The 22,402-nt window shown below is 67.4% G+C and carries 22 protein-coding genes; 13 read left to right on the top strand and 9 right to left on the bottom strand.

Going from position 1 to position 22,402, the window contains the following annotated elements:
* Nucleotides 1-189: 189 nt before the first annotated feature.
* Entirely contained in the window at nucleotides 190-753 is a 564-nt protein-coding gene (locus DM816_RS08590; protein WP_117209620.1) for a DUF5994 family protein, read from the bottom strand.
* An 80-nt stretch (nucleotides 754-833) separates the two neighbouring features.
* On the bottom strand, nucleotides 834-1,208 hold the full coding sequence (locus DM816_RS08595; RefSeq protein ID WP_162907254.1) for a LapA family protein: 375 nt from the start codon (nucleotides 1,206-1,208) through the stop codon (nucleotides 834-836).
* Between the two features lie 1,166 nt (nucleotides 1,209-2,374).
* Between DM816_RS08595 and DM816_RS08605 the strand changes: the two genes are divergently transcribed.
* Nucleotides 2,375-2,572 carry a hypothetical protein gene (locus tag DM816_RS08605; protein WP_117209622.1) on the top strand — a complete coding sequence of 66 codons (198 nt, stop codon included), beginning with the start codon at nucleotides 2,375-2,377 and terminating at the stop codon, nucleotides 2,570-2,572.
* A gap of 68 nt (nucleotides 2,573-2,640) precedes the next feature.
* On the opposite strand, the gene DM816_RS08610 is transcribed toward DM816_RS08605, so the two are convergent.
* Nucleotides 2,641-3,258, bottom strand: a complete 618-nt coding sequence (locus DM816_RS08610; protein WP_246001719.1) for a hemerythrin domain-containing protein — start codon at nucleotides 3,256-3,258, stop codon at nucleotides 2,641-2,643.
* 367 nt (nucleotides 3,259-3,625) lie between these two features.
* On the opposite strand from DM816_RS08610, the gene ppk2 reads away from it, so the two are divergent.
* The 3 genes from ppk2 to DM816_RS08625 all read left to right on the top strand — a co-directional run bounded on the left by ppk2 (nucleotide 3,626) and on the right by DM816_RS08625 (nucleotide 8,146).
* Nucleotides 3,626-4,732, top strand: coding sequence for a polyphosphate kinase 2 (ppk2, locus tag DM816_RS08615; protein ID WP_246001721.1), 1,107 nt, complete (start codon nucleotides 3,626-3,628; stop codon nucleotides 4,730-4,732).
* A 332-nt stretch (nucleotides 4,733-5,064) separates the two neighbouring features.
* On the top strand, nucleotides 5,065-6,243 hold the full coding sequence (locus DM816_RS08620) for a phospholipase D-like domain-containing protein (protein WP_211588598.1): 1,179 nt from the start codon (nucleotides 5,065-5,067) through the stop codon (nucleotides 6,241-6,243).
* Nucleotides 6,244-6,460: 217 nt separating this feature from the next.
* A complete protein-coding gene (locus DM816_RS08625; protein WP_162907255.1) occupies nucleotides 6,461-8,146 on the top strand; it encodes a GDSL-type esterase/lipase family protein in 1,686 nt (561 codons plus the stop codon).
* Nucleotides 8,147-8,156: 10 nt separating this feature from the next.
* Here DM816_RS08625 and DM816_RS08630 read toward each other — a convergent pair whose 3' ends face one another.
* Entirely contained in the window at nucleotides 8,157-9,065 is a 909-nt protein-coding gene (locus DM816_RS08630; protein ID WP_117209627.1) for an LLM class F420-dependent oxidoreductase, read from the bottom strand.
* Between the two features lie 161 nt (nucleotides 9,066-9,226).
* Between DM816_RS08630 and DM816_RS08635 the strand changes: the two genes are divergently transcribed.
* Entirely contained in the window at nucleotides 9,227-10,456 is a 1,230-nt protein-coding gene (locus DM816_RS08635) for an FAD-binding protein (protein WP_211588599.1), read from the top strand.
* On the opposite strand, the gene cds1 is transcribed toward DM816_RS08635, so the two are convergent.
* Together cds1 and DM816_RS08645 are read right to left on the bottom strand one after the other, a co-directional pair.
* Nucleotides 10,398-11,489 (bottom strand): L-cysteine desulfhydrase Cds1, encoded by a 1,092-nt coding sequence (gene cds1 / locus DM816_RS08640; RefSeq protein WP_117209629.1) that lies wholly within the window; start codon nucleotides 11,487-11,489, stop codon nucleotides 10,398-10,400. The two genes, DM816_RS08635 and cds1, sit on opposite strands and share 59 nt — an antisense overlap.
* A gap of 90 nt (nucleotides 11,490-11,579) precedes the next feature.
* Complete coding sequence (locus DM816_RS08645) at nucleotides 11,580-12,062, bottom strand: Lrp/AsnC family transcriptional regulator (RefSeq protein ID WP_117209630.1); 483 nt, start codon at nucleotides 12,060-12,062, stop codon at nucleotides 11,580-11,582.
* Between the two features lie 189 nt (nucleotides 12,063-12,251).
* Between DM816_RS08645 and DM816_RS08650 the strand changes: the two genes are divergently transcribed.
* From DM816_RS08650 to DM816_RS08660, 3 genes are read left to right on the top strand one after another with little or no spacing between them, the layout of a single operon-like run.
* Nucleotides 12,252-12,500, top strand: a complete 249-nt coding sequence (locus DM816_RS08650; RefSeq protein ID WP_342768683.1) for a BldC family transcriptional regulator — start codon at nucleotides 12,252-12,254, stop codon at nucleotides 12,498-12,500.
* Between the two features lie 34 nt (nucleotides 12,501-12,534).
* On the top strand, nucleotides 12,535-13,842 hold the full coding sequence (locus DM816_RS08655; protein ID WP_117209631.1) for a hypothetical protein: 1,308 nt from the start codon (nucleotides 12,535-12,537) through the stop codon (nucleotides 13,840-13,842).
* Nucleotides 13,839-14,471 carry a UbiX family flavin prenyltransferase gene (locus tag DM816_RS08660; RefSeq protein ID WP_117209632.1) on the top strand — a complete coding sequence of 211 codons (633 nt, stop codon included), beginning with the start codon at nucleotides 13,839-13,841 and terminating at the stop codon, nucleotides 14,469-14,471. Before DM816_RS08655 ends, DM816_RS08660 begins: the two co-directional genes overlap by 4 nt.
* On the opposite strand, the gene DM816_RS08665 is transcribed toward DM816_RS08660, so the two are convergent.
* The 3 genes from DM816_RS08665 to DM816_RS08675 all read right to left on the bottom strand — a co-directional run bounded on the left by DM816_RS08665 (nucleotide 14,430) and on the right by DM816_RS08675 (nucleotide 17,767).
* The gene (locus DM816_RS08665) at nucleotides 14,430-15,125 is read right to left on the bottom strand and encodes an NAD-dependent epimerase/dehydratase family protein (RefSeq protein WP_117209633.1); all 696 of its coding nucleotides are present in this window, start codon (nucleotides 15,123-15,125) and stop codon (nucleotides 14,430-14,432) included. The two genes, DM816_RS08660 and DM816_RS08665, sit on opposite strands and share 42 nt — an antisense overlap.
* A complete protein-coding gene (locus tag DM816_RS08670) occupies nucleotides 15,122-16,441 on the bottom strand; it encodes a DEAD/DEAH box helicase (RefSeq protein ID WP_117209634.1) in 1,320 nt (439 codons plus the stop codon). Before DM816_RS08670 ends, DM816_RS08665 begins: the two co-directional genes overlap by 4 nt.
* Nucleotides 16,442-16,588: 147 nt before the next feature.
* A complete protein-coding gene (locus tag DM816_RS08675) occupies nucleotides 16,589-17,767 on the bottom strand; it encodes a C40 family peptidase (protein WP_162907256.1) in 1,179 nt (392 codons plus the stop codon).
* 58 nt (nucleotides 17,768-17,825) lie between these two features.
* On the opposite strand from DM816_RS08675, the gene mqnE reads away from it, so the two are divergent.
* From mqnE to DM816_RS42330, 5 genes are all read left to right on the top strand, one after another.
* Nucleotides 17,826-18,995: an aminofutalosine synthase MqnE gene (mqnE, locus tag DM816_RS08680; RefSeq protein ID WP_117209636.1), complete on the top strand. Its 1,170-nt coding sequence runs from the start codon at nucleotides 17,826-17,828 to the stop codon at nucleotides 18,993-18,995.
* Nucleotides 18,996-19,406 (top strand): hypothetical protein, encoded by a 411-nt coding sequence (locus tag DM816_RS08685; protein ID WP_117209637.1) that lies wholly within the window; start codon nucleotides 18,996-18,998, stop codon nucleotides 19,404-19,406.
* A 127-nt stretch (nucleotides 19,407-19,533) separates the two neighbouring features.
* Complete coding sequence (locus DM816_RS08690; protein ID WP_117209638.1) at nucleotides 19,534-19,851, top strand: hypothetical protein; 318 nt, start codon at nucleotides 19,534-19,536, stop codon at nucleotides 19,849-19,851.
* The gene (locus DM816_RS08695) at nucleotides 19,851-21,392 is read left to right on the top strand and encodes a putative T7SS-secreted protein (RefSeq protein ID WP_117209639.1); all 1,542 of its coding nucleotides are present in this window, start codon (nucleotides 19,851-19,853) and stop codon (nucleotides 21,390-21,392) included. Before DM816_RS08690 ends, DM816_RS08695 begins: the two co-directional genes overlap by 1 nt.
* Nucleotides 21,389-22,342: a hypothetical protein gene (locus DM816_RS42330; RefSeq protein ID WP_162907257.1), complete on the top strand. Its 954-nt coding sequence runs from the start codon at nucleotides 21,389-21,391 to the stop codon at nucleotides 22,340-22,342. Before DM816_RS08695 ends, DM816_RS42330 begins: the two co-directional genes overlap by 4 nt.
* Nucleotides 22,343-22,402: the final 60 nt, after the last annotated feature.

The following is a 22,402-nucleotide window of genomic DNA, read 5'->3' on the forward strand; positions in this document are numbered from 1 at the left end:
TGATCAGCATTGTCCACCGCCGACACGATCGGCACCATCGGCCTTACCCCTCGGATTCAAACCGCAGCCGCCGGGCCACCACATCAGCGGCCACATCACGCAACCGCCGGTCATGAACGTAGGCATAAGCACGCAGCCGGGTCGCGGCCCGGCGACGGCCCCGCCCGAACGCCAGCCGCGCGAGAGGTGCTAGGCCGACGCCAAGCGCTGCAGGGTGCCGGTCAGGCGCGCAGCAGTTACTACCAGCGGGCCCCCGTCGCGCTCCCACACACCCCGCGCGGTATCACCGGCACCGGAACGTGGCAAGGTGCCCAAGCGGGCCAGAATGTGCTGAGCACGAACCAGGTTGCCGGTCGTAGCGGCCAGCAGCATCGCCGCGTCGGCGGTACCTGGCTCGGTGCCGGGGGCGACGACGAGCAGATCCACCCGGTCTCCGTTGTCACACAAGGCGGTGATCAGGCTGACCGGCTGGCTGCCGAAGTATCCCAGCCGCAGCACCCGGTCGGCGACCCACAAGCGACGCGGCCGGCTGTCCCAGCCGTGCATGCTGAGCACCAGCCGGTTGACCGGCCCGCGTAGCCCGTCGATGGCCAGCACGAGCCCGGGTAGCTCGGCGACCGGATCGGTGGATCGGGGCCACCAGCCCCCGTCGAGCAGGGTCCGGCGTGCCCCGGTCGGCTCCATCCGCAGGCGTGGCACCGACGGAGACATGGGCGAGGCGGCGATGTGCCTGCGCAGCGTGCTGGTTGTCATGGCGTTGGTTTCCTTCCCGCCGGCGCGGTGGTCCGAGTCTGCTCGCAGCAGCCGGCGTGGCAGCTGTTGCGCCGCAACGGTTAGTGGACGCGGCGCGTGTGGCGGCGCAGTTGGGTGATGCGGGCCGCCCCGACCACCATGACCGCGATCGCGGTGCCGACGCTGGCGATCAGCAAAGCGAGGGCCAGTGGCACGTCGCCGTGCAGCCACAGGAAGCTGACCTCGACACTGCGGGTGTTTTGCAACATGAAGATGATGAGCACCACGAGGGTGAGCGCGGCGGCGCACACCCCGAACCAGGTGGCGCTGAGGCGGGTGTGTGGCGGCGATGCCGGCGAGGAGGGCACGCTGAGGCCCTCGTCAGCGGTCGGCCCAGTGGGCCTGGCGGTCGCCGGCTCGATGGTTGGGGCGGCGGGATTGGTGGGCGTGCTGGAAAGGCGTTGCTCAACGGACATGACGATCCACTCTCCGGTGCGATTTGCCGGGTTGGCTGGCACCTCAGGAGTGGGATGTCGTCGATTCCGGGATAATCCCATCGTACGCCTGTTCGGTGCATAAAGCCTCATCGCGCAACGCGCGGAATTCCCCTTGCACGGCCGAACTCGGCCCACCACCCTGGGCGGCTTGTTGCACCGTGAGGGTGATGGGCCTGTCTATCGCATCAGCGTGCCGTCACTGCGCCCGCTCGCCGAGGTCGGCCGCGACCGATTGGTCGACCTGCTCGGCCCCGCCGGCCCAATCCGATCGACGACGGGCGGTCGGCGACCGCACCGCCCTATGGCTGACGGACGGTTTACCGGATGCTGGTTCTGCTGCGGCGGCGGCTTGACAAGCCTGACACCAAAGCGATGCCCACGGCTGCCAGGACGACCTGGATCAGGATTTCGGTCCAGTCAATACCTGGGTGTCGGCAATGCCCGCCCCACGGGCGATGGCTGTGCCCAGCAGAGCGGCGCCGATGCCGACGACGATCGGCCAGTGCCCTGAGCGGCATGCTCAGGTGCGCTGCGCCCCGGTCTGGGGCCGTGCTCAGCTGCCTTCTGGCCGGACTCGCGATGAAGAGACGACCGGTGCCGTTGCGGTCACTGTGGTGGCCGGCAACTGTGGTGTCGCTGCGGTGACCAGAGCAGCGGGCGGCTGCGAATCTTCGTGGGTGATGATCGTGGCTGCCGCCGCCGAAGCGAGGGCGAGATGGACCGTTCTGCTGTCCAGGACGTGTTTGGTCGTTATGCGTCGGCGCAGGCGGCGTTCGGGCTTCACCCGCCGGGATTGCATCGCTGTGGAAACGACCGGTGCTGTTCGCATTGTGGGCAGACGCATCCTGTTCTGCGCGCCGTCACGGCGGGCAGCCGGGTCGTCCCCTTCGGCCAGTGGGATGGCCCCGCCGCACCATTCCGGTGCGGCGGCGCGTGCCCCCGCCGATACAAGCCCATCGCCGCCCCGAAACCCGGCACCTGACACCAGCCGAGAAGGTCTTCCGCATCCAATCAGGACAGACACTGCCACCATGCGGCCGGCATGCCGCCGGCGGTACCCGCACCGGCGCCGACGGCGGCGTGATTGCACCGCACGGCGGCAGCGCGCCGGGGTAGCTCACACGCATGGTTGGAAAGATCCGCTTGTGGGCAACGGCAACGCATCCGACGAGGAGGTAGCAAAGATGATGCCTGAACTCGATGAGCCCTTTGGCCGGCGTCGCTGGGATCCGCTTGAGAGCGTCACGCAACCGCTGATGGGCGAAACCGGATCACAGCCGGAACCCGGCGCCGACGGTGAAGGTGGCCAGCCATCGGCCGGATCGGCAGCCACATCGTCCTGAACAAATGACATGGCCGATGGCAGGAGCTCCTGGCGGGTGCGCCGCCGGACACCGCCGTGCGGCGCGTTCTACATATATGTCTTGCGGCCGGTGGCCAGGTCACGGATCTTGTCGATGGCGCCCAGGATCGCGTCGGTGAGTTTGTTCCACGGCGGCCGTTGAGGCGCCCCGGGATGCGCTCGGCTTGGGGCGGCCTCTCGCGCCACCTCCACCCGGTTTCCGAGCCGGATGAGATCCACCTCGCTCACCGCGGACAGCAGGTGGGGAAAGATGTCCCTTTCGCAGGTCTGCCGGTGGCGCTGCCATCCGGTGGCGATCGCCTGAATCGATTGGCGGAAGGCTTGGCTTCCAGGCCGGACGACCCCCAATGATGTCAAGTCCTGCAGAAGCGTCTGGTCATGCTCGATCTGCCGGTCGGCGACACCGTTTGCCTGTCCGGGAAACAGCTTGTCCGCCACCGGGTACAGGTACTGGCGCTCGGCCGAAAGATGCCTGGTGATCGCTGCGGTGACACAATCGGCCTGTCTGCGGTCGGGTATCGGTGCGCTCGCCAGCTCGGCGATCCGATCCGCCAGTTCCTCGTGGTCGTCAGCGAGAACAGCGATGATGCTGCGGCCTGGCGGTACATATTGGTAGGTCTTGTTCTCGCCGGGCAACACGGGCAGCGGCGGCAGATAGGTTTTCACCCTGCAGCAATGCCCACACCGGGCAGTGTTCAACCAAACGTGTGATGCAGCCCCGGCTCTTGACCCGGCCCGCCGGTCAGGTCACCATGCCCGACCACCGGCTCCGTGGGCATCCCGACCCGCCCGCGCCCGTCTGTCGGCGATCCATATCGGATGCCGCAGGCCCGCGTGGCGGCGGTCGTGTCCGTCCCTTTTGCGGAGTGAGCCGACCTGAAAACGCAGCGCCTGCCGCGGGCCCGGCGGGCAGGACACACCCTGTGGGCGGTGCCCGGTCGGGCGTGGGATGCTTGGGTTCTCCCAGCGAAGGCCATACAGCAATGACAGCACCAGTTGTCCGTGTCATACCCCTGCAGATACAAGCACGCGCATGCCGGCCCTTATCGCCGTGCCTGCCGGCACCGCAGATCGCCTGGCCGGATGCCCCGTGTGGCTGGCCGCCGGATGCGGACGGTGGACGATGAGCCAAGACATCGGGATCCGCCAGGGCGAAGACGGTAGCGCCGACCGGATTGAGACCGTGCACGCCCCCGCACCCGCCGGTGAGCCAGAACGACAACCACATCGGGTCAGCGGGCAGCTGCTGGAGAAACTGGGCGACTACCGGGTGATCGACGACGACGATGACGACCCGGTCCTGGTCACCCAGGACGGCAATCCGGTCGACACCTGGCGCGAAGGCTACCCCTACGAACAGCGCCTGAGCCGCGACGAATACGAACGCGACAAACGCGCGCTGCAGATCGAACTGCTCAAGCTGCAACACTGGATCAAGACCTCGGGCGAACGGCTCATGGTGCTCTTCGAAGGGCGAGACGCGGCAGGCAAGGGCGGCACCATCAAAAGGTTCATGGAGCACCTCAACCCCCGCGGGGCCCGGGTCGTGGCATTGGAGAAACCCAGCGAGCGAGAAGCCACCCAATGGTACTTCCAGCGCTACCTCGCCCATCTGCCCGCCGCAGGCGAAATGGTGTTCTTCGACCGGTCCTGGTACAACCGTGCCGGAGTCGAACGGGTCATGGGCTACTGCAGCCGCACCGAATACCTGGAATTCATGCGCCAGGCACCCGAACTGGAACGGATGCTGGTGCGCTCCGGCATCCACCTGGTCAAGTTCTGGTTCTCGGTATCACGCCGGGAGCAGCAGACCCGCTTCCTCATCCGCCAGGTCGACCCGGTACGGCGATGGAAACTCTCACCCACCGACCTGGCCTCCCTGGACCAGTGGGACGACTACACCGAAGCCAAAGAGGCCATGTTCTTCTACAGCGACACCGCCGACGCGCCATGGACCCTCATCAAAAGCAACGACAAGAAACGAGCCCGGATCCAAGCCATGCGCCACCTGCTCAGCCAGCTCGAATACGCCGGCAAGGACACCGGCCTGGTCGGCACCCCGGACCCGCTGCTCGTCGGCCGGGCCTCACAGCTATTCGAAGACGACGAACAGCCCATACACCAGTTCCCGCAGCTTTGACCCATCCCCAAACGCGCCGGTGGATTCCTGGCCTGCCAGCGGCGAGTCCCTGGCCGGCTTGGGGGACATGCAGCGCCGAGGACGTTCGGTACCCTGTCGCGTAGAGGCTCGGCGGCGGGCTGGAACACCCGCTGAGAAGCGGATTCAATTCCGGCGAAATCCCCCTTCAAATCCGCGATGACAGCCTGTGCGCAACTGTCAAGGGCAACGAAGAACGAAGGAGGACCATCGTTGAGCAGCCTTACGGCCCTGCCCGTTCACGGTGGCGCGTTACGACAAGACCGCGGCTTGGAGGCCGAAGCATGAGGCCTCAAGCTGTCGTCGCCGGCCTGGTGCTCGCGCTGGGCATCGTCTCGGCGCCCTCGTCGGCCACGGCGGAGGTCTCCGCGACTCGCACAGCGTCCGCGGTGATCGCCGGCTATCCCGTCTGGGCCCACTTCACCAACCCCACCTCGGGCCGCGACTACACCATCCACCACGAGCTGGAGCGCCTGATCAAGTCCGCGCCCTCCGGCTCCACCATCCGCGGCGCCATCCACTCCCTGAGCATCGACTGGATCGCCGATGCGCTGGTCGCCGCACAGAATCGCGGGGTGAAAGTGCTGGTGGTGATCGACGGGAAGAACCTGACCTCAACAGACCCGTCGGTCGCGACGATCAGGCGCCTGACCAACCACAAATTCTGCGAGTACGGCGAGAGCGGGCACGGCTGCATCAGCACCAGCCAGGACGGTGACATGCACACCAAGATGTTCACCTTCACCTCGACCCGGGATCCCCACGGTGTGGCCCGCGGCAACGTCTCCTGGTTCGGCTCAGCGAACCTGACCTACGCCAGCGGCACCGACGCGTTCAACAATGCCATCACCGTCTACGGCGACGCAGGCTTGATGAACGGCCTCAACGCCAACTTCACCGACATGTACAACCAGCGCCACTTCACCGGCAACGACTACTACGACGCGGCCACCAACCGCGGCTACTACCTCTCCTCCGCCGCCGACGTCTACGCTTCGCCCGAGGGCACCGGCCAGACCGACACGATTGTCAACCGTCTCAACGACATTACCCCCGACGCCGAGTGCCGCCTGCGCGTCGGCATGGCCTCGATCACCGCCGGCCGTCCCGAACTGGTAAACCAGGTCAAGCGCCTCAAGGCGGGCGGCTGCCGCGTCTGGATGGTCGTCGGCGACGACGGTAGCGGCGCCATCTCCATGAACCAGGCCGTCTACAACGATCTGCTCGACGCCGGCGTGGCGATCCACAAGAAGAACAAGGTGCACGACAAGTTTTTCCTCGCCTACGCCAAGTACGACACCGCCTACCGGTGGCGGGTCTACACCGGTTCACAGAACTGGACCCAGGACGCCCTGAACGAAAACGATGAGATCTTCGTCAAAATGGCGCCCGAGAGCTCCAGCCACCCCCTGTACGACGGCTACTACGCGCACTTCAACGACGCCTACAACAACGGCGTGGCCTGTACCAAGGCCAACTACCCCTGCCGGTGAGCTCAAGTTCTGCCCGACTTCACTTCTCCGACCGGCGTGAGGCCGGTCACGGCGGTTGTGCGTAATCCTCCACAGTGGACACCGCCACTTACGCCTAACGTTCTGGGTCGCAAGCCGGACGCGCCCCTGCGGTCCCCGCAGGGGCGCCGAGCCGGTACACGTACCCGGAAGGAACTCCATGCGAACGACATCTGTCCAACGCCTGCGGCGTTTGGCGGTGGTAACTGCTGCAGCGATCGCGCTCTGCGGCAGTACCGCCGTCGCGGCGGCGGCTCCAGCTTTCGCCGTGGAAGGCGGGCAACCGGCCATCCTGCAGATCGGCGACAGCTTCGCCTCGGGTGAGGGCGGCGGCTGGAAAGGCAACTCCAACAACGGCTCCGGCAACCGGAGCGGCACCGACATGGCAGCGTACCTCGAAGACGGTACCTGGAAATATGATCCTCACAGGGTTTACCACCACCGCTCGTTCTGGAACCACCAGGATTCCTGGGCCGACGGCTGTCACGAATCGCTGCACGCGCCGATCCGCAGCCTGAAGAACAGCCATCCCGGCGACTACACGGTGCTGTGGAACTTCGCCTGTTCCGGCGCGCACACCCGCAACCTTTGGAAGCTGGACTCCGGCGGCGAGTCGTACAACGGCCGCCTGCCTCAGTTGCACAACTTCCAGGCGGCCATCGGCGATCCGCAGGACCTGAAGCTGATCGCGATCTCGGCCGGGGGCAACGACGCCGGGTTCGGCGACGCGATCCGGACGTGCCTGAAGGCATGGGGATACAAGCATGTGGCGGGGCCGGTCACCGGTCCGTTCGACGAGATATGCCACGACGACGTGCGCGACGACATTGTGCCCAGGGTCAAGGACGTGTACTACAACCTGACCAAGACGGTGAAGCAGGTGCGTGAGGAACTGGCCCTGGCGGGCCAGGCCCAAGGCTCGTATCGCATTGTGCTGCAAGGCTATCCGACGATCCTGCCGACCGAGGCCAATGACTGGAGCTACGCGGAGGACAACTGGGCCAACCGGTGCTACGTCACTCGCGAGGACTCGAAATGGATCAACGAGAACTTCGTGACCCGGCTCAACCGCATGGTGCGCGCCGTCGCCGAGGAACAGTCGGTCGGCTTCATCGACAACACCGACGCGTTTGTGGGGCACCGCCTCTGCGAGTACGGCACGGTCAGGGGTTCGGCGGCCGCGGCGTCGTCCGCCAACGCCGAATGGGTGCGCTTCGTGGACGTGAACATCAGCGTCGGGAGCGTGCTGTGGGACGTGATCAAGAAGCTCGCGCCGCCGAACGGGCACTGGCCCCTCTACGACGAGGAGGTTGCCGACATGCTGAACTCGCAGCGGCACGTGTCCGAGTCGTTCCACCCGAACTACTGGGGCCAGCAGGCCCTCGGCGAATGCCTGAGCCTGTACTTCCACAACACCACCGGCCCGGCCAAGGTCCGTTGCTACAACGGCGGTGGCCAGGCGGGCACCGTGGATCAGATGGCGATCGCGTCGCTGGGCGGCACACCGACCATCGTGGACGATCCAACCCCGAACCTCGCGATCCCGCAGGACGGGATTCTGCAGCGCGAGATCGTGGTGCCCGACAGTGTGCCGCCCGGGTTCTATGTGGCACCGTTCCTGGACCTGACGCATCCGCGCAAGGGCCAGCTGCGGATCAGCCTGCTGCACCGCGAGACGGGCACCATCTTCACGATCCGCGACTACAACCCGGTCGACACCGGGGCCTGGTATGACTGGCGCTGGCCGCTGGACTACAGCCACTCCATCTTCTGGCCCCCACCGCCCATCAAGGACCCGTCCGGGCACTGGCTGCTGACCATCGCCGAGCACACCGAGGATGGCTTCAGCGGTACCTTCAACGGCTGGAACATGCGGGTGTACTAACCAAAGAAGTTCACCGGAGCTGTGGCGCGACCGCGCCGGCGATGAGGTCCAGGTGGTCGAGGTCGGACAGGTCCAGAATTTGCAGGAACGCACGGCTGACGCCCAGCTCCGCGAGCTCGCGGAGCTGGGCGACAACCTGATCAGGGGTGCCGTAGAGGGGCGGCTTGTAGCCCACGGCCTCCGCGCGTCGCGCGGCCTCCGCCGCAGTCTGTCCACATGCGATGGTCTGCGCAACGGACAGCACCGGCATGGGCCGCGACTGCGCCTCGCACGCAGCGGCGACCCGGTCGATGACCGCCCGCGTCACGTCGAGCGAGGCGAACGGCACGTTGAACTCGTCGGCGAAGCGGGCCGCGAGCGAAGGCGTGCGCTTGGGCCCCTTGCCCCCGACGATGATGGGCGGGCGCGGCGTCTGCGTGGGCTTGGGCAGCGCCGGCGAATCGGTGAGCCGATAGTGCTTGCCGTCGAAGGAGAAACGCTGCCCGACCGGCGTGGTCCACATACCGGTGACGATGGCCAGCTGCTCCTCCAGCCGGTCGAAGCGTTCCCGTGTGGACGGGAACGGCACGCCGTAGGCCGCGTGCTCCGCCTCGTACCACCCGGCGCCCAGACCGAGCTCGACCCGCCCGCCGCTCATCTGGTCGACCTGGGCCACCGTGACCGCCAACAGGCCCGGGTGGCGGAACGTGGCGGACGTGAGCAGCGTGCCGAGCCGGATCGTCGAGGTCTGCACGGCGATCGCCGCCAGGGTCGCCCACGACTCGGTGGGTCCGGGAAGCCCGTCTGCGCTGCCCATCGTCAGGAAATGGTCGGACCGGAAGAACGCGTCGTAGCCGAGCCGCTCGGCATGCTGAGCGATGCGAAGCTGGTCGGCGTACGACGCGCCCAGTTGGGGTTCAATGAAGATCACGAGCCGCATGGCTCAAATCGTAGCCAACCGGTGTTCGATGAGCTCGCGCACCGAGATCATCGGCAGCGAGCGACTGCACCGTGGCGGTCCGGTCGAACACCGCGATGCCGGTGCCCCGCCCAGGACCCACCCTCAAGACAAAGTGAACGGCGCGACATAGTGTGGCGCTCGTGCGAACGAACTGGGCGGGCAATGTGACCTTCAAGGCGAGCGGTGTCGCTCGCCCGACGACGATCGATGAGCTGCGCGAAGTGGTGGCCGGTGCCGACAGGGTCCGCGCCGTGGGCACCGGGCACTCGTTCAACCTGATCGTCGACACGACGGGTCGGCTCGTGTCCCTGGCCGACCTGCCGCAAGCCATCGACATCGACCCGGTCAACCAGACCGTCACCGTGCCGGCCGGCATGCGCTACGGCGAGCTCGTCACGCGCCTGGACGCCGCGGGCTTCGCGCTGCACAACCTGGCCTCGCTGCCGCACATCACCGTCGCCGGCGCGGTCGCGACGGCCACCCACGGCAGCGGTGTCAACAACGGCAACCTCGCGACACCCGTGTGCGCGCTCGAAATGGTGACGGGCAGCGGCGCACTGGTGTCATTGGACGGTGAGGCCCTGGCCGGCGCGGCTGTTTCCCTTGGGGCGCTTGGCATCGTCACCAAGCTGACGTTCCGCTTGGCGAAAACCTTTGAGATCATGCAGTACGTCTACGACGACGTGCCGCGCGAGGACGTCAACGAAATCCTGTCCAGCGGCTACAGTGTGAGCCTTTTCACCGATTGGCGGACCCCGAGGCGGGTCAATCAGGTGTGGCGCAAATGCCTGCCGGGCGAGCAAAACGCGTGGACCGGCGGCACCCCCGCCGACGGCCCGCGTCATCCGATCCCGGACATGGACCCGGTCACCACCACGCAGCAGCTCGGTGTGCCCGGCCCGTGGCACGAGCGGCTCACCCACTTCCGGCTCGATCACACCCCGAGCGCGGGCGACGAGCTGCAGTCCGAATATTTCGTGCCGCTCGCCTCGGCGGAGGACGCCCTGAGCGCGCTCGATCCCATCGCCGAGCGGATCGCGGCCGTGCTGCAGATCAGCGAGATCCGTACGGTCAAGGCGGACAACCTGTGGCTGAGCCCGGCGTTCGAGCGCGACTGCCTGGCCATCCACTTCACGTGGGTCAAGGACCCGGCCGCGGTCGGCGAGGTGATCGATCTGCTGGAGGAGCGGCTCGCCCCGTTCGACCCGCGGCCGCACTGGGGCAAGCTGTTCCACCGCCGCCCGGCCCTCCACGAGGGCTTCGTGGCGCTGATGGACCGCTACGACCCCGATGGCAAGCTGCGCAACGACTTTATGGCCGCCATTGTCCAGAGTGGAGAAACTCCTGCACCGTCTGGGATGGCCCGCTGAGATCGAGGCCCTGCTCGGCGATCCAGCCGTCGTTGTAGTAAGTGTTGGCGTAACGCTCCCCGCCGTCGCACAGCAGCGTGACCACGGAGCCCTTCTCGCCGCGCGCGAGCATGCCCGCGATGAGCGCGAAGGCACCCCACAGGTTGGTGCCCGTGGACCCACCGACGCGCCGGCCCAGCAGCTCGCTGGTGATGCGCATCGTGGCGAGCGAGGCCGCGTCGGGTACCAGAATCATCTTGTCCACAATGGACGGCAGGAACGACGCCTCGACCCTGGGCCGGCCGATGCCCTCGATGCGGGAGCCCTTGCCGGTCACCGTCGACCAGTCGCCGGACTCGTAGGCGGGGTAGAACGCCGAGTTCTCCGGGTCGACCACGCAGATTTTGGTGCAGTGCCGCTGATAGCGCACATACCGCCCGATGGTCGCGGAGGTGCCGCCCGTCCCGGCGCCCACGACGATCCACGTCGGCACGGGGTGCCGCTCCCGCGACATCTGCTGGAAAATCGACTCGGCGATGTTGTTGTTGCCGCGCCAGTCGGTGGCCCGCTCGGCATAGGTGAACTGGTCCATGAAGTGCCCGCCGCGCTCGCGCGCGACCGAGATTGCCGCCGCCACAACCTGAGCTGGATCGTTGACCAGGTGGCACGCGGCCCCCTGAAACTCGATGAGCTCGCACTTCTCCTTGCTCGTGGACGCGGGCATGACGGCGACGAACGGCAGGCCGAGCATGCGTGCGAAGTACGCCTCCGACACCGCGGTCGAGCCGGACGACGCCTCGACGATGGTCGTGCCGGGCCGGATCCAGCCGTTGCACAGCGCGTGCAGAAAAAGCGATCGGGCCAGCCGGTGCTTGAGCGAGCCGGTCGGGTGCACGGACTCGTCCTTGAGATATAGATCGATGCCCCAGGCGGGCGGGAGCGGGAACGGCAGCAGGTGCGTGTCCGCGCTGCGGTTCAGATCCGCGCTCACGCGCGTGATCGCCTCCGACACCCACGCCCGGTCCATGTCGCTACATCGATCCAGCTGCTCCATGCAGGTCAGACTAGCGGGCCGCCCGCGGCGTCATCCTGACGATCTCTGGGCCGCTTGCGGGCCAAGATCGGGCTTGGACGGCGCCGCACTTTAGGGCGGCCCGCCGCGACTTGCTTTAGCAGGAGCAAGGGAAAGGGGCCGGGGGCGGGATTCCCATTTGGTGGACAGCGCGATGGTCGTGCGCGTGCTCGCCACCCCGGCCGTCCGGCCCAGCTGCACGACCAACCGCTCCAGCTCGGCGATCGTCGCCACGCGCAGTTTGAGCAGCAGCGACTCGTCGCCGGCGAGGAAGTAGCACGATTCGACCTCCGGGTACCCCCGGATCGCCAAGACAAGATCGTCGATGTCCACGCTGGTGTCGTGGACGATCCGGACGAGCGCGGTCACGCCGAGATCGATGGACTCCGGGTCGACATCGGCGTGGTAACCGCGGATCACCCCGGCATTCTCCAGCTTGCCCACCCGCTCGTGCACCGCCGGCGCCGAGAGGCCGACCTGGCGCGCGAGCTCCGCGTAGGACAGGCGCGCGTTTGCGCGCAAGAGGTCAAGCAGCTGACGGTCGATCGCATCCACGGAATGTGACCTTAGCCCCTAGGACGACCCGTTTCGAGGGACTAGTGCACGTAGAGGCCCATCTTCGGGCAATATACGAATTGAGTTCGCAATCATATCGCAGATATTCGTGAATGGTACCAAACCGCTGTTTCAGGGACATCCAAGGCGGCCGGTGCTCTAATGAGACGCAACGACGAGGAGGTGAGCGTGGACACGGGAGATCGCCTGCTGACGCCCGGCGAAGTGGCCGCGCTGTTCCGGGTGGACCCTAAGACGGTGACCAGGTGGGCAGCGGCTGGACGGATCGGCAGCATTCGCACGCCCGGCGGCCACCGGCGATTCCGGGAGTCCGAGGTCAAAGCCCTCCTCGAAGGTGGGCTGGACTTCGACGAGGAAACGGGGCCACCGCCGCAACCGCACTCGGGCCAAACCGGTCAGACGGGGATGCATCGATGAAGAAGAACGAGGGCGCGTGACATAAGTTCTTCGCGTGACCACCAATCGACGCTCCGCACAGCTTCTGGTGGCGAGCCGCACCGCGCTGACGGAGGCGATTGCCCGCCACATGCCCGCCGGGGCCTACCGCGACTTCGTCGCCTGGGCCTTCTCCGCACGCAACCCACGACAGCAGGAGTTCTTGCAGGCAACGGGCGTCGTGCAGTTGATAAACATGAACACGACGCTCCTATCCGGACTGGTCTCCGACGATCGCTGGCCGGCCATGCTGCGCTATGCCAGCCTGATGAACGCCTACCAGGTCCTGGAGGTGATCTCCGACAATCTCGCGATCGGGCTCGGCCGCAGCGCCCTCGACGCGCCCGATCTGCAACGCCGCACGCTTGTCAGCACGGTCAACCGGGCGATGATCGAAACGCTGACCCCGGGGCGGCGCACGCCGGCCGTGCTGCTGCTGGCCGGGCAGGCGCACGAGGCGGCCCGGCAGACCTCGGGCTTCCACCAGAGCCTGGCGGCCGACAAGCACACCAGCGTGGCCGAGGAATACGCGCTTTTCCTCCAGGCGCAAGGGAAACCCGCCCCGCCGCTGGAGGAGCTCGAATACGGGCTGTGGCCGGCGCTGGTCGCCAACGTCGAGACGTGCCGGGAACTGATTGAGGCCATGGGGGGCACGGCGACGCTGGGCATGCTGCGCCAGGGGCTCATGGACCGCTACCGGTCGGTGGACCGCACGCTCTACGCCGAAAACCTGTCCCGGCTGGAGCTGGCTTCGCTTGGGGCGCATACCATTCTGGTGGCCCCGACGTTGGCTTTTCTGGTGGGCGCCCTGGCGGAAAAGGTGCACGGGCTTTCCGGGTACCAACAAAATATTAAAAATGGTTTGGTACCAGACGTTCTCGCGGACGCCGCCCTGCTCGTCAGGCTGCAAAACGATATCGGCACCCGGCTGCTGCGCATGGCACCTCCGCAGCAGGCCGTGACGCTGCAACGGGCGCGCGGATCGGACACCACGGCGGGCGTGGAGTCGCTGCTGCATCACGGCGACGACCCGACGTTCACCCGCCTGCACAAGGATCTGGTCAACGGCGAGAGCAACGTGGCGCTGTGGCACGCGCGGCGCGCCGACTCCCCCGACGACCAGTGGCTGGCCCTCGCCGACAGCCTGGCCTATTATGCGGGGCTGTATGCGCAGCACAGCGCGCGGTTGACGGCCGGGCTCGCGACGCTTGACGAACGGCTGGGCGACCGGCGGCCCAGCACCGCCATCGAACGCCTGGTGCGGTTCCACGAGCGGATGTATGCGCACCGGCACACCGAGACCTTCGGGGAGTACGCGATTTGAGCGCACGCAAGCCATGGATCGTCGGGGTTTCGGGTGCCTCGGGAACCCCTTATGCCGCTTCGGTTTTGCGGGCCCTGCTGGCCGCGGGGGAGCCGGTGGACCTGGTGGTCTCGCGGGCCGCGCGGCTGACGATCCTCGACGAGACGGGCCGGCCGTTCCGCGACGCGCACTGGCGGGACGACCTGGCCGCCTGGTTGGGCGCGCCTGTTCCCGTCGAGGGCTTTCGTTATTGGCCCGCGGGCGATCTGGGCGCCGGGCCCAGCAGCGGGTCCTATCCGGCGCGCGGGATGATCGTCGTGCCGGCGTCGACGGCCGCGTGCGCGGGCATCGCGTTGGGGCTGTCCAAGGACCTGCTGCAGCGGGCGGCCGAGGTGTGCCTCAAGGAGCGCCGGCCCGTGGTGGTGGTGCCGCGCGAGACGCCCGTGACGCGCAGCCATCTGCTGCACCTGGTGGAGCTCATCGACGCGGGCGCCACGGTTTTGCCGGCCTCGCCCGGGTTCTACGGCGTCGGGGCGTCGGCGTCCGCCGCGCAGCTGGTGGACTTCGTCGCGGGCAAGGTGCTCGACGCGATCGGGGTCAAGCACGACCTACTGGTGCGCTGGAGCGGAATGCGGCCGCCAGCCGAGTAGGCGTCGGGCTTTGGCCGCGCTCCAGACATGCGCTCCGGTGATGTGGAAAATCTCGCACCCGTCGCGGTAGTCGAGTGCCCTGACGACCGCGTCGCCGAGGTCGGTGGCCGACGTCGCGTGAATGGGTGTGCCGTCGGGCGTCTCGAACAGGATCGGCTTTCCCTTGTGCCACGGCGGTTTCCAGGCCGGCCAGGCGTCGTCGGGCGTGGGCCAGGCCAGGCGCAGGATGTTGACCGACAGGCCGAACTCCTGCGCGGCGGCGCGGCACACCTGTTCGCCGAGCCGTTTCGTCAGACCGTACGGGTCGCGGGCGTCGGCGGGCACGGACTCGTCGACTGTGCGGGCCTTGACGTTTTCGTACACGGACAGGCTGCTGATATGGACCACGTGCGGCACACCGGCCCGTTTGGCGGCGGCCAGCGCGAGATAGGGCGCCTTGACGTTGATGTCGAACAGGTCGGCGGCCTCGTCGGTGCGCGTCATCACGGAATGGATGACCGCGTCGGCGCCTCGCATGGCATCGGCGAGCGCGTCCGGGTCCAGCGCGTCGTCGCCCTCGGCGCGGTCGAAGGTGTGCACAACGTGAAGGCGGGCCAGGGCCGGCGCGAAAAGGCTCGCGACATACCCTGACCCGCCGATGACGACCACTCTCATCTGGACAGTGTGCGCCTCTTCCCCGGTCGGCGCTTCTCCATCTTGCGCGGCTTCGGCGGCTCGTCGACCACCGGGACGCCGGACGGCTCGCGTGCCCCGGTCAGCTCGGTCAGCTTCGGGTCGGACAGGCGCACGCGGTGCTGCGCGGGCGCTTGCACACCGGCCTTTTCGAGCATCGTCACGGTTTCGCGGCGCTGCTTGGGAAGGACCAGGGTGGCCACGGCGCCGGACTCGCCGGCACGCGCCGTGCGGCCCGCGCGGTGCAGGTAATCCTTGGCATCCTTGGGCGGATCGAAGTGCAGGACGAGCGAGACGCCGTCGACGTGGATGCCACGCGCGGCCACGTCGGTCGCCACCAGCACCCGCACCCGGCCCTCGCGGAACTCGGCAAGCGTGCGCGTGCGCACCGCCTGGGTCTTGCCGCCGTGCAGGCCGCCCGCCCGCACACCGAGCTCGCGCAGCTGCCCGACCAGCCGGTCGACCGCCAGCTGGGTGCGCACGAACATGATCGTGCTGCCCGCGCGGTTGGTGATCGCAGCCGCGATCTTGAGCTTCTCCTGTGGCGGGATCAGCAGCAGCATGTGCTCCATAGTGGACACACTGGCGGCCGACGGTGCGGTCGAGTGGGTCACCGGGTCGCTCATGAACCGCGCGACCAGCGCGTCCACGTCATTGTCCAATGTGGCCGAAAAGAGCAGATGCTGTGCCTGCTCCGGCACCCGCGACAGCAGCTGGGTGACCTCCGGGAGGAAGCCCATGTCGGCCATCTGGTCGGCCTCGTCGAGCACGGAAACCTCGACCTCTTCGAGCGAGCACGCGCCGCGCTCGATCAGATCACCCAGCCGGCCGGGCGTGGCGATAATCACGTCGAGGCCTCGCTGCAGCCCGGTGATCTGGCGGTCATACGGAACTCCGCCGACCGCGGTGCCCAGGTAGAGCCCGACCGTCCGGGCCAGCGGGCGCAGTGCGTCTGCGACCTGCATGGCCAGCTCACGGGTGGGCACCATGACCAGTGCGCGGGGGTGATGGGGACGCGCGGGCTTGCCCTCGGCCAGCCGCGACAGCAGCGCGAGCCCGAAGGCCAGCGTCTTGCCCGAGCCGGTCTGACCCCGGCCGAGCACATCCCGCCCGGCCAGCGCGTCGGGAAGGGTGGCCGTCTGGATCTCGAACGGCGCGTGGATGCCCTGCTGGGACAATGCCTTGACCAACTTTGCCGGTACGCCGAGGGCCCCGAAGCCGTCGGTCGGCAAGTCAACTGTGTCGATGTCGATGTCGAACACCGACGGAAGCCGTGCAGGGTCGATTGAAGGGCGCATGAACGCTTTCGTAACCTCTCGGGTGGGCGCATCCCCGCGCAAACAACCACACCCGCAGGAACGCTGGAAGGACGCCATGGTCGCGTCCGGACAACCGGATAAGCGTACAGCTACCGCCCGGAAATCACACCTCGATTGTTGCGGCGCTCACTGCTTCTTGGGTGCGTCGACCGCGTCTATGACCCGCGTCGCGAAATCCACCGGCGAACCGGCACCAAGGTTGATCTTCGAGATCTTCACCTTGTCGCCCGATCCCGTGGCGTGGACCACACGGCTGTCGCCCAGATAGATCATCACGTGGTGGATGGTGCGCGGGTTGCTCTTGTCGGACGCGTAGAACAGCAGGTCGCCCGGCAGCAGCGCGTCGAGGTTCACGATCCGCTTGCTCGCGGTCGCCTGATACTGGTCTTTGGACACTCGCGGGAACCACTTGAGCCCGATCAGGCGGTAATAGCCGGCCCAGGTCAGGCCCGAGCAGTCGAAGTAGTCGGGCCCCTCCTCGGAGAAGCGGTAGGGCTTGCCCAGCTGCTGCAGCGCATAGCGCACAACCTTTTGCGCGTCGGGGTGCGCCACCTTGCCGTCCGAGCTCTTGCCCGGGTCGTAGTCGACCAGCTTGGCGTCATCGCGCTCGCGCTTGCGCTCCTCCTCGGTCTGCAGCACGAGGAAACGCTCCTGCAGCAGCAGGCGGCCCTGGTCGCGCTGCATGTAGGCGTCCTTGGCGATGGTGAGGTTTTCCTCCGCGACCTTCTGCGTCGCCTTGGCCTTCTCCAGGGCCTCGGCCGCCGACTTCTCCGCCGCGGTCGCGCGGTCAAGCTCGAACGCGGTCGACTCGCTGAAATCGTCGGCGCGGTCGGGGCGCAGCCGCTGCACATCGCTCCAACCGGAACCGTGCTCGAAGCCGCGCGGGGCTCCGTTGGCCGCCATGTAGGCGTCGACCGCCGCCTTCACGGCCGCCGCGCGGGCCTCCTTGAGCTTGGCGTCGGCGTTGGACCACTCGTGCTCGGCCCAGGCCGTGGCGATCCGCGCCGCCTCGAACTCCTCGTCGAGCTCGGTCACCCGCTCCGCCAGGCTCTGTGCCTCGGCGGTCGCCACCTCGACCTGCTTGCGCAGGTATTCGAGCGGGGTAAGCGGGAACGAGGCGGGAGTCGCCAGCACACCGGTCGGCAGCGGGGGCACGCCGTTGTAGGTCGCCGGGCGGTCGCCCGCATCCGGCACCGCCGTGATCTTCGAACCCGGGGCGGGTTCGGCGTGCGCCGGAATCGCGACCCCGCCCACGATCAGGGCCGTCAGCACAACCGTCCCCACGCGCTCCCTGCGTGTCGCCATTGACGCACCGTCCTCCCCGACAGTCCCCCAACCAGTCCGAGTACGTAGGCTACTGGACATGGACGAGGGCGTGAAGCGCGAGCTGGAAGAAAAGGTGTATTCGGGGACGCGACTTAGCCGCGCCGACGGAGAAGCCCTGTATGCCGGCGACGACCTGGCCTGGCTCGGGCGGTTGGCCCATCACGTGCGCACGGAGAAAAACGGCGAGCGCGTGATGTTCAACGTCAACCGGCACCTCAACCTGACCAACGTGTGCTCCGCGAGTTGCGCCTATTGCTCGTTCCAGCGCAAACCCGGCGAGAAAGACGCATACACGATGCGCATCGAGCAGGCCGTGGCCAAGGCGCTGGAGATGCAGGACGAGCAGCTCACCGAGCTGCACATCGTCAACGGTCTGCACCCGACACTGCCGTGGCGCTACTATCCGCGTGTCCTGCGTGAGCTCAAACAGGTACTGCCAAATGTCAAATTAAAGGCATTCACCGCGACAGAGGTGCAGTGGTTCGAGAAGATCTCCGGCCTGACCGCCGATGCGATCCTCGACGAGCTGATCGAGGCCGGGCTGGAGTCGCTGACCGGCGGCGGCGCCGAGATCTTCGACTGGGAGATCCGCAAGCAGATCGTCGACCACGCCTGCCACTGGGAGGACTGGTCGCGCATCCACCGGCTGGCCCACGCCAAGGGCCTGCGCACGCCGTCCACCATGCTTTATGGACACATCGAGGAGCCTCGGCACCGAGTCGACCACGTGCTGCGGTTGCGGGAACTGCAGGATGAGACCGGTGGATTTACGGTTTTTATTCCTTTGCGGTACCAGCACGACTTCCACGATTCCGCCGACGGAAAGGTGCGCAACCTGCTGCAGGCGCGCACCACGATGGCCGCGCCCGCCGAGTCGCTCAAGACGTTCGCCGTGTCCCGGCTCATGCTCGACAACTTCGACCACATCAAGTGCTTCTGGGTCATGCACGGGCTCTCGGTGGCCCAGTTGTCGCTCAATTTCGGAGTGGACGATCTGGACGGCTCGGTGGTCGAATACAAGATCACGCACGACGCCGACGCGTATGGCACACCCAACACGATGCACCGCGACGACCTGCTGCACCTGATCTGGGATGCCGGGTTCACGCCGGTCGAGCGGGATACCCGATACAACGTCGTCCGCGAATATCCGCCCGCCCCGACGCTGGCCGACCGGCGGCGCGAGCCACAGCAGGTCTGGGCCTAGATGGCGGCTCCCGCCAAGCGGCTGCACCGGCTGACCGACCTGCTCGGGCATTCGCTGGCCGGATTCATGATCAGCCTGGTCGGCGTGCTCGTGATCGACGGGCTCGGGATCCTCATCACGGGTGGGAAGTTCGGCCAGATGAGCGGATGGTTGGCGCTCGTCCTGCCGGTGCTCACATTCGTACAACAATTCTCGGCGGCCAAGGGCGAGCGCGGCCGGCTGCCGGTCACCATCGTGGCGGCCCTTGCCGCGGGCGCGGTCGGCCTCTCCGCGGCCGGCGTGTTCGCCTTCTTGCCGCCCGTCGCGTCCGGTGCGATCGGCGCGCTCGTGGCGATGCTCGTGTATGCGACCATCTGGCACGTCAGCCTCGCATTGCTTGCCCGCCCACAGCCCGGATCGCGGCGTCCATAGCATCATTTAAGCGTCCGTAGCATCATTTATTCGGGGGGTCCATCGGGTTATCCCCAACGGCAGAGTTATCCACAGGCCCGGTTTTCTGGGGCAACATCAACAGGTTCGCGTCTATAGGCTCCGTCGCATGGAGCCGCGCGAGACTCAGGCCGATGCGGGCGGGATGGGCGCCCAGGCACAATCGGTGTGCGCCGTGGCCGAAGACGTCGATGTGGCCCGCCGAGACTGGCGCTACGACCTCGACGATGCGGCGGCGGCGTTCAAACTGGAGGGCGCGACAACGGCGTTCCGCGACGTGCGTGACGCGTGGGAGGCGGAGTTTCGGGTCTACCACGAGGTTTTGGCGCACTGGTGCCAAGCGGCGCAGGCGGCCGCCGCCGACTATCAGGGCGTCGACGAATATCTTGCCGCGCAGCAGCGCCGCATCCCGCGCGGGGTGATGTGATGACCTCCCGCGACTATTTCCAGCTCACCACCGCGCTCAACCGGCTCAATCGGGTGCTCGACTTCCTGCGCACGCTGACCAATCCGGTCGCGATGGTCCAGGCCATCATCGAGACGCTGCGCAGGCTCGGCTCCATCTTCAGCCATGTCCCGGGAGACCCCGATGCCATCGATCGCTATGCGAGCGCGTTCCGTTCGATGCGCAACGCCATCGACACCGCCGACACCGACCTCGACCGGGTGCAGACCGGCGTGCCCGCGGTGTGGCAGGGCGACGCGGCATCCGAGGCGCTCGCGGCGCTGCGCGCCACACAGAGCCTGTTCGAGCAGGCCGCCCCGGCCATGCAGCATGCGGCCGACCTGCTCGGTGACTACGCCGACGAGCTGCGCCGGCTCAAGACCAAACTGCGTGGGCACCGGGATGATCTGGAGGAGGTCATCCGCGAGCTCGACAGCGTGCTCGACCTGGCGCGCAACCTCATTGACACGCTCAACCCGTTCGATGGCAGCGACGGCGGCATCGACGCGAAGATCGAAAAGGCGATCCGCGCGGTGTCGGGCGCGATCCGGGTGTTCGAAGATCTGGCCACGGCCGAAGATGCGCTGCGCCGTGGACTTCGCGATGTCGCGGGCAAGGCCCGTGCGGGTGCGGTCAGGTCGGCCCACGTCGACGCGTTCGACGCGGTTTTGCTGGCCAACGCCGGCATCGACGGCTCCGCTCGGGAGGAAAACGGCATCCTGTCCACCGCTCGACTCGCCCGCGCCGCGGAGAAGATGGGCCAACTGTCCGAAGCAGACCGGGCCCGCATGCAGGCGCTGCTGGAGAGCGCGAGATCCGAGCACGAGCGGGCCTACCTGATGAAGGCGCTCGCAGCAGGCCACTCGCTAGACGACATCGCGCGCTTCGCCGGGATCATCCACGGCAAAGACGATGCCTGGCTGCGCCAGCAGCTCAGCCTGGTCAACCCCGGCTCTACCGGCTCCGTCGAGTATCGCGGTTATCCGATCGAGCAGTTCGACGGCACGACGTGTGGCTCGACCTCCATCATGATTGCCCGCGCCATGAATGACCCGCTCTATGCGCTCTCCCTGACCACGGCGCCCGACGGCACACCACTCGGCCGACAACAGTTCGGTGATCGAATCGAGGCCGAGGAGCGGCGAATCCATGACAGCACCAACACGCTGTGGCCGCAGGGCCTCGGCACGACCCCGTGGGGCCTCAACAACGAGCTCAATCGGCACGCGGATTCGTTTGGCGCGCAGTACAATTGGCGCCTGGTCGACGACACGTCGTCCGGCTCGGTCAACCCGGCGCTCGACGACGCGGTCGGCGCTGTCGACGCGGGGCATTCCGTGCCGGTGCTGATCGGCGACTCCTATCCGGCACACTATGTGTTCCTGGTGGGCCACGAGGGAGACCAGCTCATCTTCTACGACCCGAGCGGCCGGATGGTGCGCGTGAGCGAGTCCGACTTCCGTGACGGCAACATGTCGGCGTTGGGATACGACCATGTGCAGGGTGTGGTGACGCCACGATGACCACCGACATCAAGCCGGTCCAGACGACGGTCACAGATGCCAACTGCGGGTTCCTCCCGGCGGCCCGGGCCCGCAGCCACCGGGCCCGCACCCACCGGGCCCGCAGTGTCCTTTCCCGATGCTCCTCCGGGTTGGCCCTGCTGCAGGTAGGGTTCGCGCCGGCGGCGCGGCTGCTAGCAGGCTGGACCCGGCAGCGGGCGGGGTCGGCGCGGGCGCAGGCTGGAGTAGCGCGGCCGCTGGCTGGCTTGGCTCGACTGCGGGCCGTGGCGGCTGTGTTGACTGGGCTCGCCGTGCTGGGGTTGGCAACCGGTTGCCCGGGGCCGGCTGGCGGGCCGATGGGAGTCGACGAGCAACGGTTGGCCGCGGCGATGAGCGAGCCGGTGGTGGCGCTCGACAAGCAGCCCTCGGCAAGGGCCGGATTCCAATCGTCGAAGCAGGCTCCCGCCAAGCGCGGCAGCGTCGTGGCGGACCTCTCGGATGAGGTTGCACAGTCTCCCGACGTGACGGCCCGCAACCGCACCAAGGAGTTCATGGGGCGGTTGCGCGCCGAGGGCTGGACGGTCTACCTGGCGGCGTGCATCCCGCCGCGCCCGCCGGGCTTATCGCCGCCGCAGGCGGACGCCATCCCGGCGGTGCAGTTCGAAGACGGGTGGACCTTTGTCGCTTACGGGTACAAGGTAATCCACGGTGTGTCCTACTTCGCCTCGCTCGAAGGTCGTGGCTCGTCCGGCAACAACCGGGCACAGGTCAGCCTGTTGCTGCGCATTCCACAGTCCACCGAGCCCACGCCCGACCTTTTCGCCGACCGGCCACCGGCGCTGGATACCGGCGCATCTTGCATCGAGGCCACCCAGCCACCGGCGGCGCGGACCATAACCGGTCCGGCGATCGAGGTGGACAGCGACGGACCAAACCCGGACGGCACGCCGAAGCCCAACGGGCATCGGTAGGAGCGGTACCGCGCTTGCCGGATGGACTCCACTGGTCCGCGATACTCGGCCAGCATGTTG

The sequence above is a fragment of the Allorhizocola rhizosphaerae genome, assembly GCF_003426775.1.
Classification (GTDB): domain Bacteria; phylum Actinomycetota; class Actinomycetes; order Mycobacteriales; family Micromonosporaceae; genus Allorhizocola; species Allorhizocola rhizosphaerae.

What these genes read in the sequence shown, in the direction of transcription:
- DM816_RS08590 (WP_117209620.1), bottom strand. Translation starts at nt 753, where the DNA reads ATGACAACCAGCACGCTGCGCAGGCACATCGCCGCCTCGCCCATGTCT.
- DM816_RS08595 (WP_162907254.1), bottom strand. Translation starts at nt 1,208, where the DNA reads ATGTCCGTTGAGCAACGCCTTTCCAGCACGCCCACCAATCCCGCCGCC.
- ppk2 (WP_246001721.1), top strand. Translation starts at nt 3,626, where the DNA reads ATGCCGGCCCTTATCGCCGTGCCTGCCGGCACCGCAGATCGCCTGGCC.
- DM816_RS08630 (WP_117209627.1), bottom strand. Translation starts at nt 9,065, where the DNA reads ATGCGGCTCGTGATCTTCATTGAACCCCAACTGGGCGCGTCGTACGCC.
- cds1 (WP_117209629.1), bottom strand. Translation starts at nt 11,489, where the DNA reads ATGGAGCAGCTGGATCGATGTAGCGACATGGACCGGGCGTGGGTGTCG.
- DM816_RS08665 (WP_117209633.1), bottom strand. Translation starts at nt 15,125, where the DNA reads ATGAGAGTGGTCGTCATCGGCGGGTCAGGGTATGTCGCGAGCCTTTTC.
- DM816_RS08670 (WP_117209634.1), bottom strand. Translation starts at nt 16,441, where the DNA reads ATGCGCCCTTCAATCGACCCTGCACGGCTTCCGTCGGTGTTCGACATC.
- DM816_RS08675 (WP_162907256.1), bottom strand. Translation starts at nt 17,767, where the DNA reads ATGGCGACACGCAGGGAGCGCGTGGGGACGGTTGTGCTGACGGCCCTG.
- mqnE (WP_117209636.1), top strand. Translation starts at nt 17,826, where the DNA reads ATGGACGAGGGCGTGAAGCGCGAGCTGGAAGAAAAGGTGTATTCGGGG.
- DM816_RS08685 (WP_117209637.1), top strand. Translation starts at nt 18,996, where the DNA reads ATGGCGGCTCCCGCCAAGCGGCTGCACCGGCTGACCGACCTGCTCGGG.
- DM816_RS08690 (WP_117209638.1), top strand. Translation starts at nt 19,534, where the DNA reads ATGGAGCCGCGCGAGACTCAGGCCGATGCGGGCGGGATGGGCGCCCAG.
- DM816_RS08695 (WP_117209639.1), top strand. Translation starts at nt 19,851, where the DNA reads ATGACCTCCCGCGACTATTTCCAGCTCACCACCGCGCTCAACCGGCTC.
- DM816_RS42330 (WP_162907257.1), top strand. Translation starts at nt 21,389, where the DNA reads ATGACCACCGACATCAAGCCGGTCCAGACGACGGTCACAGATGCCAAC.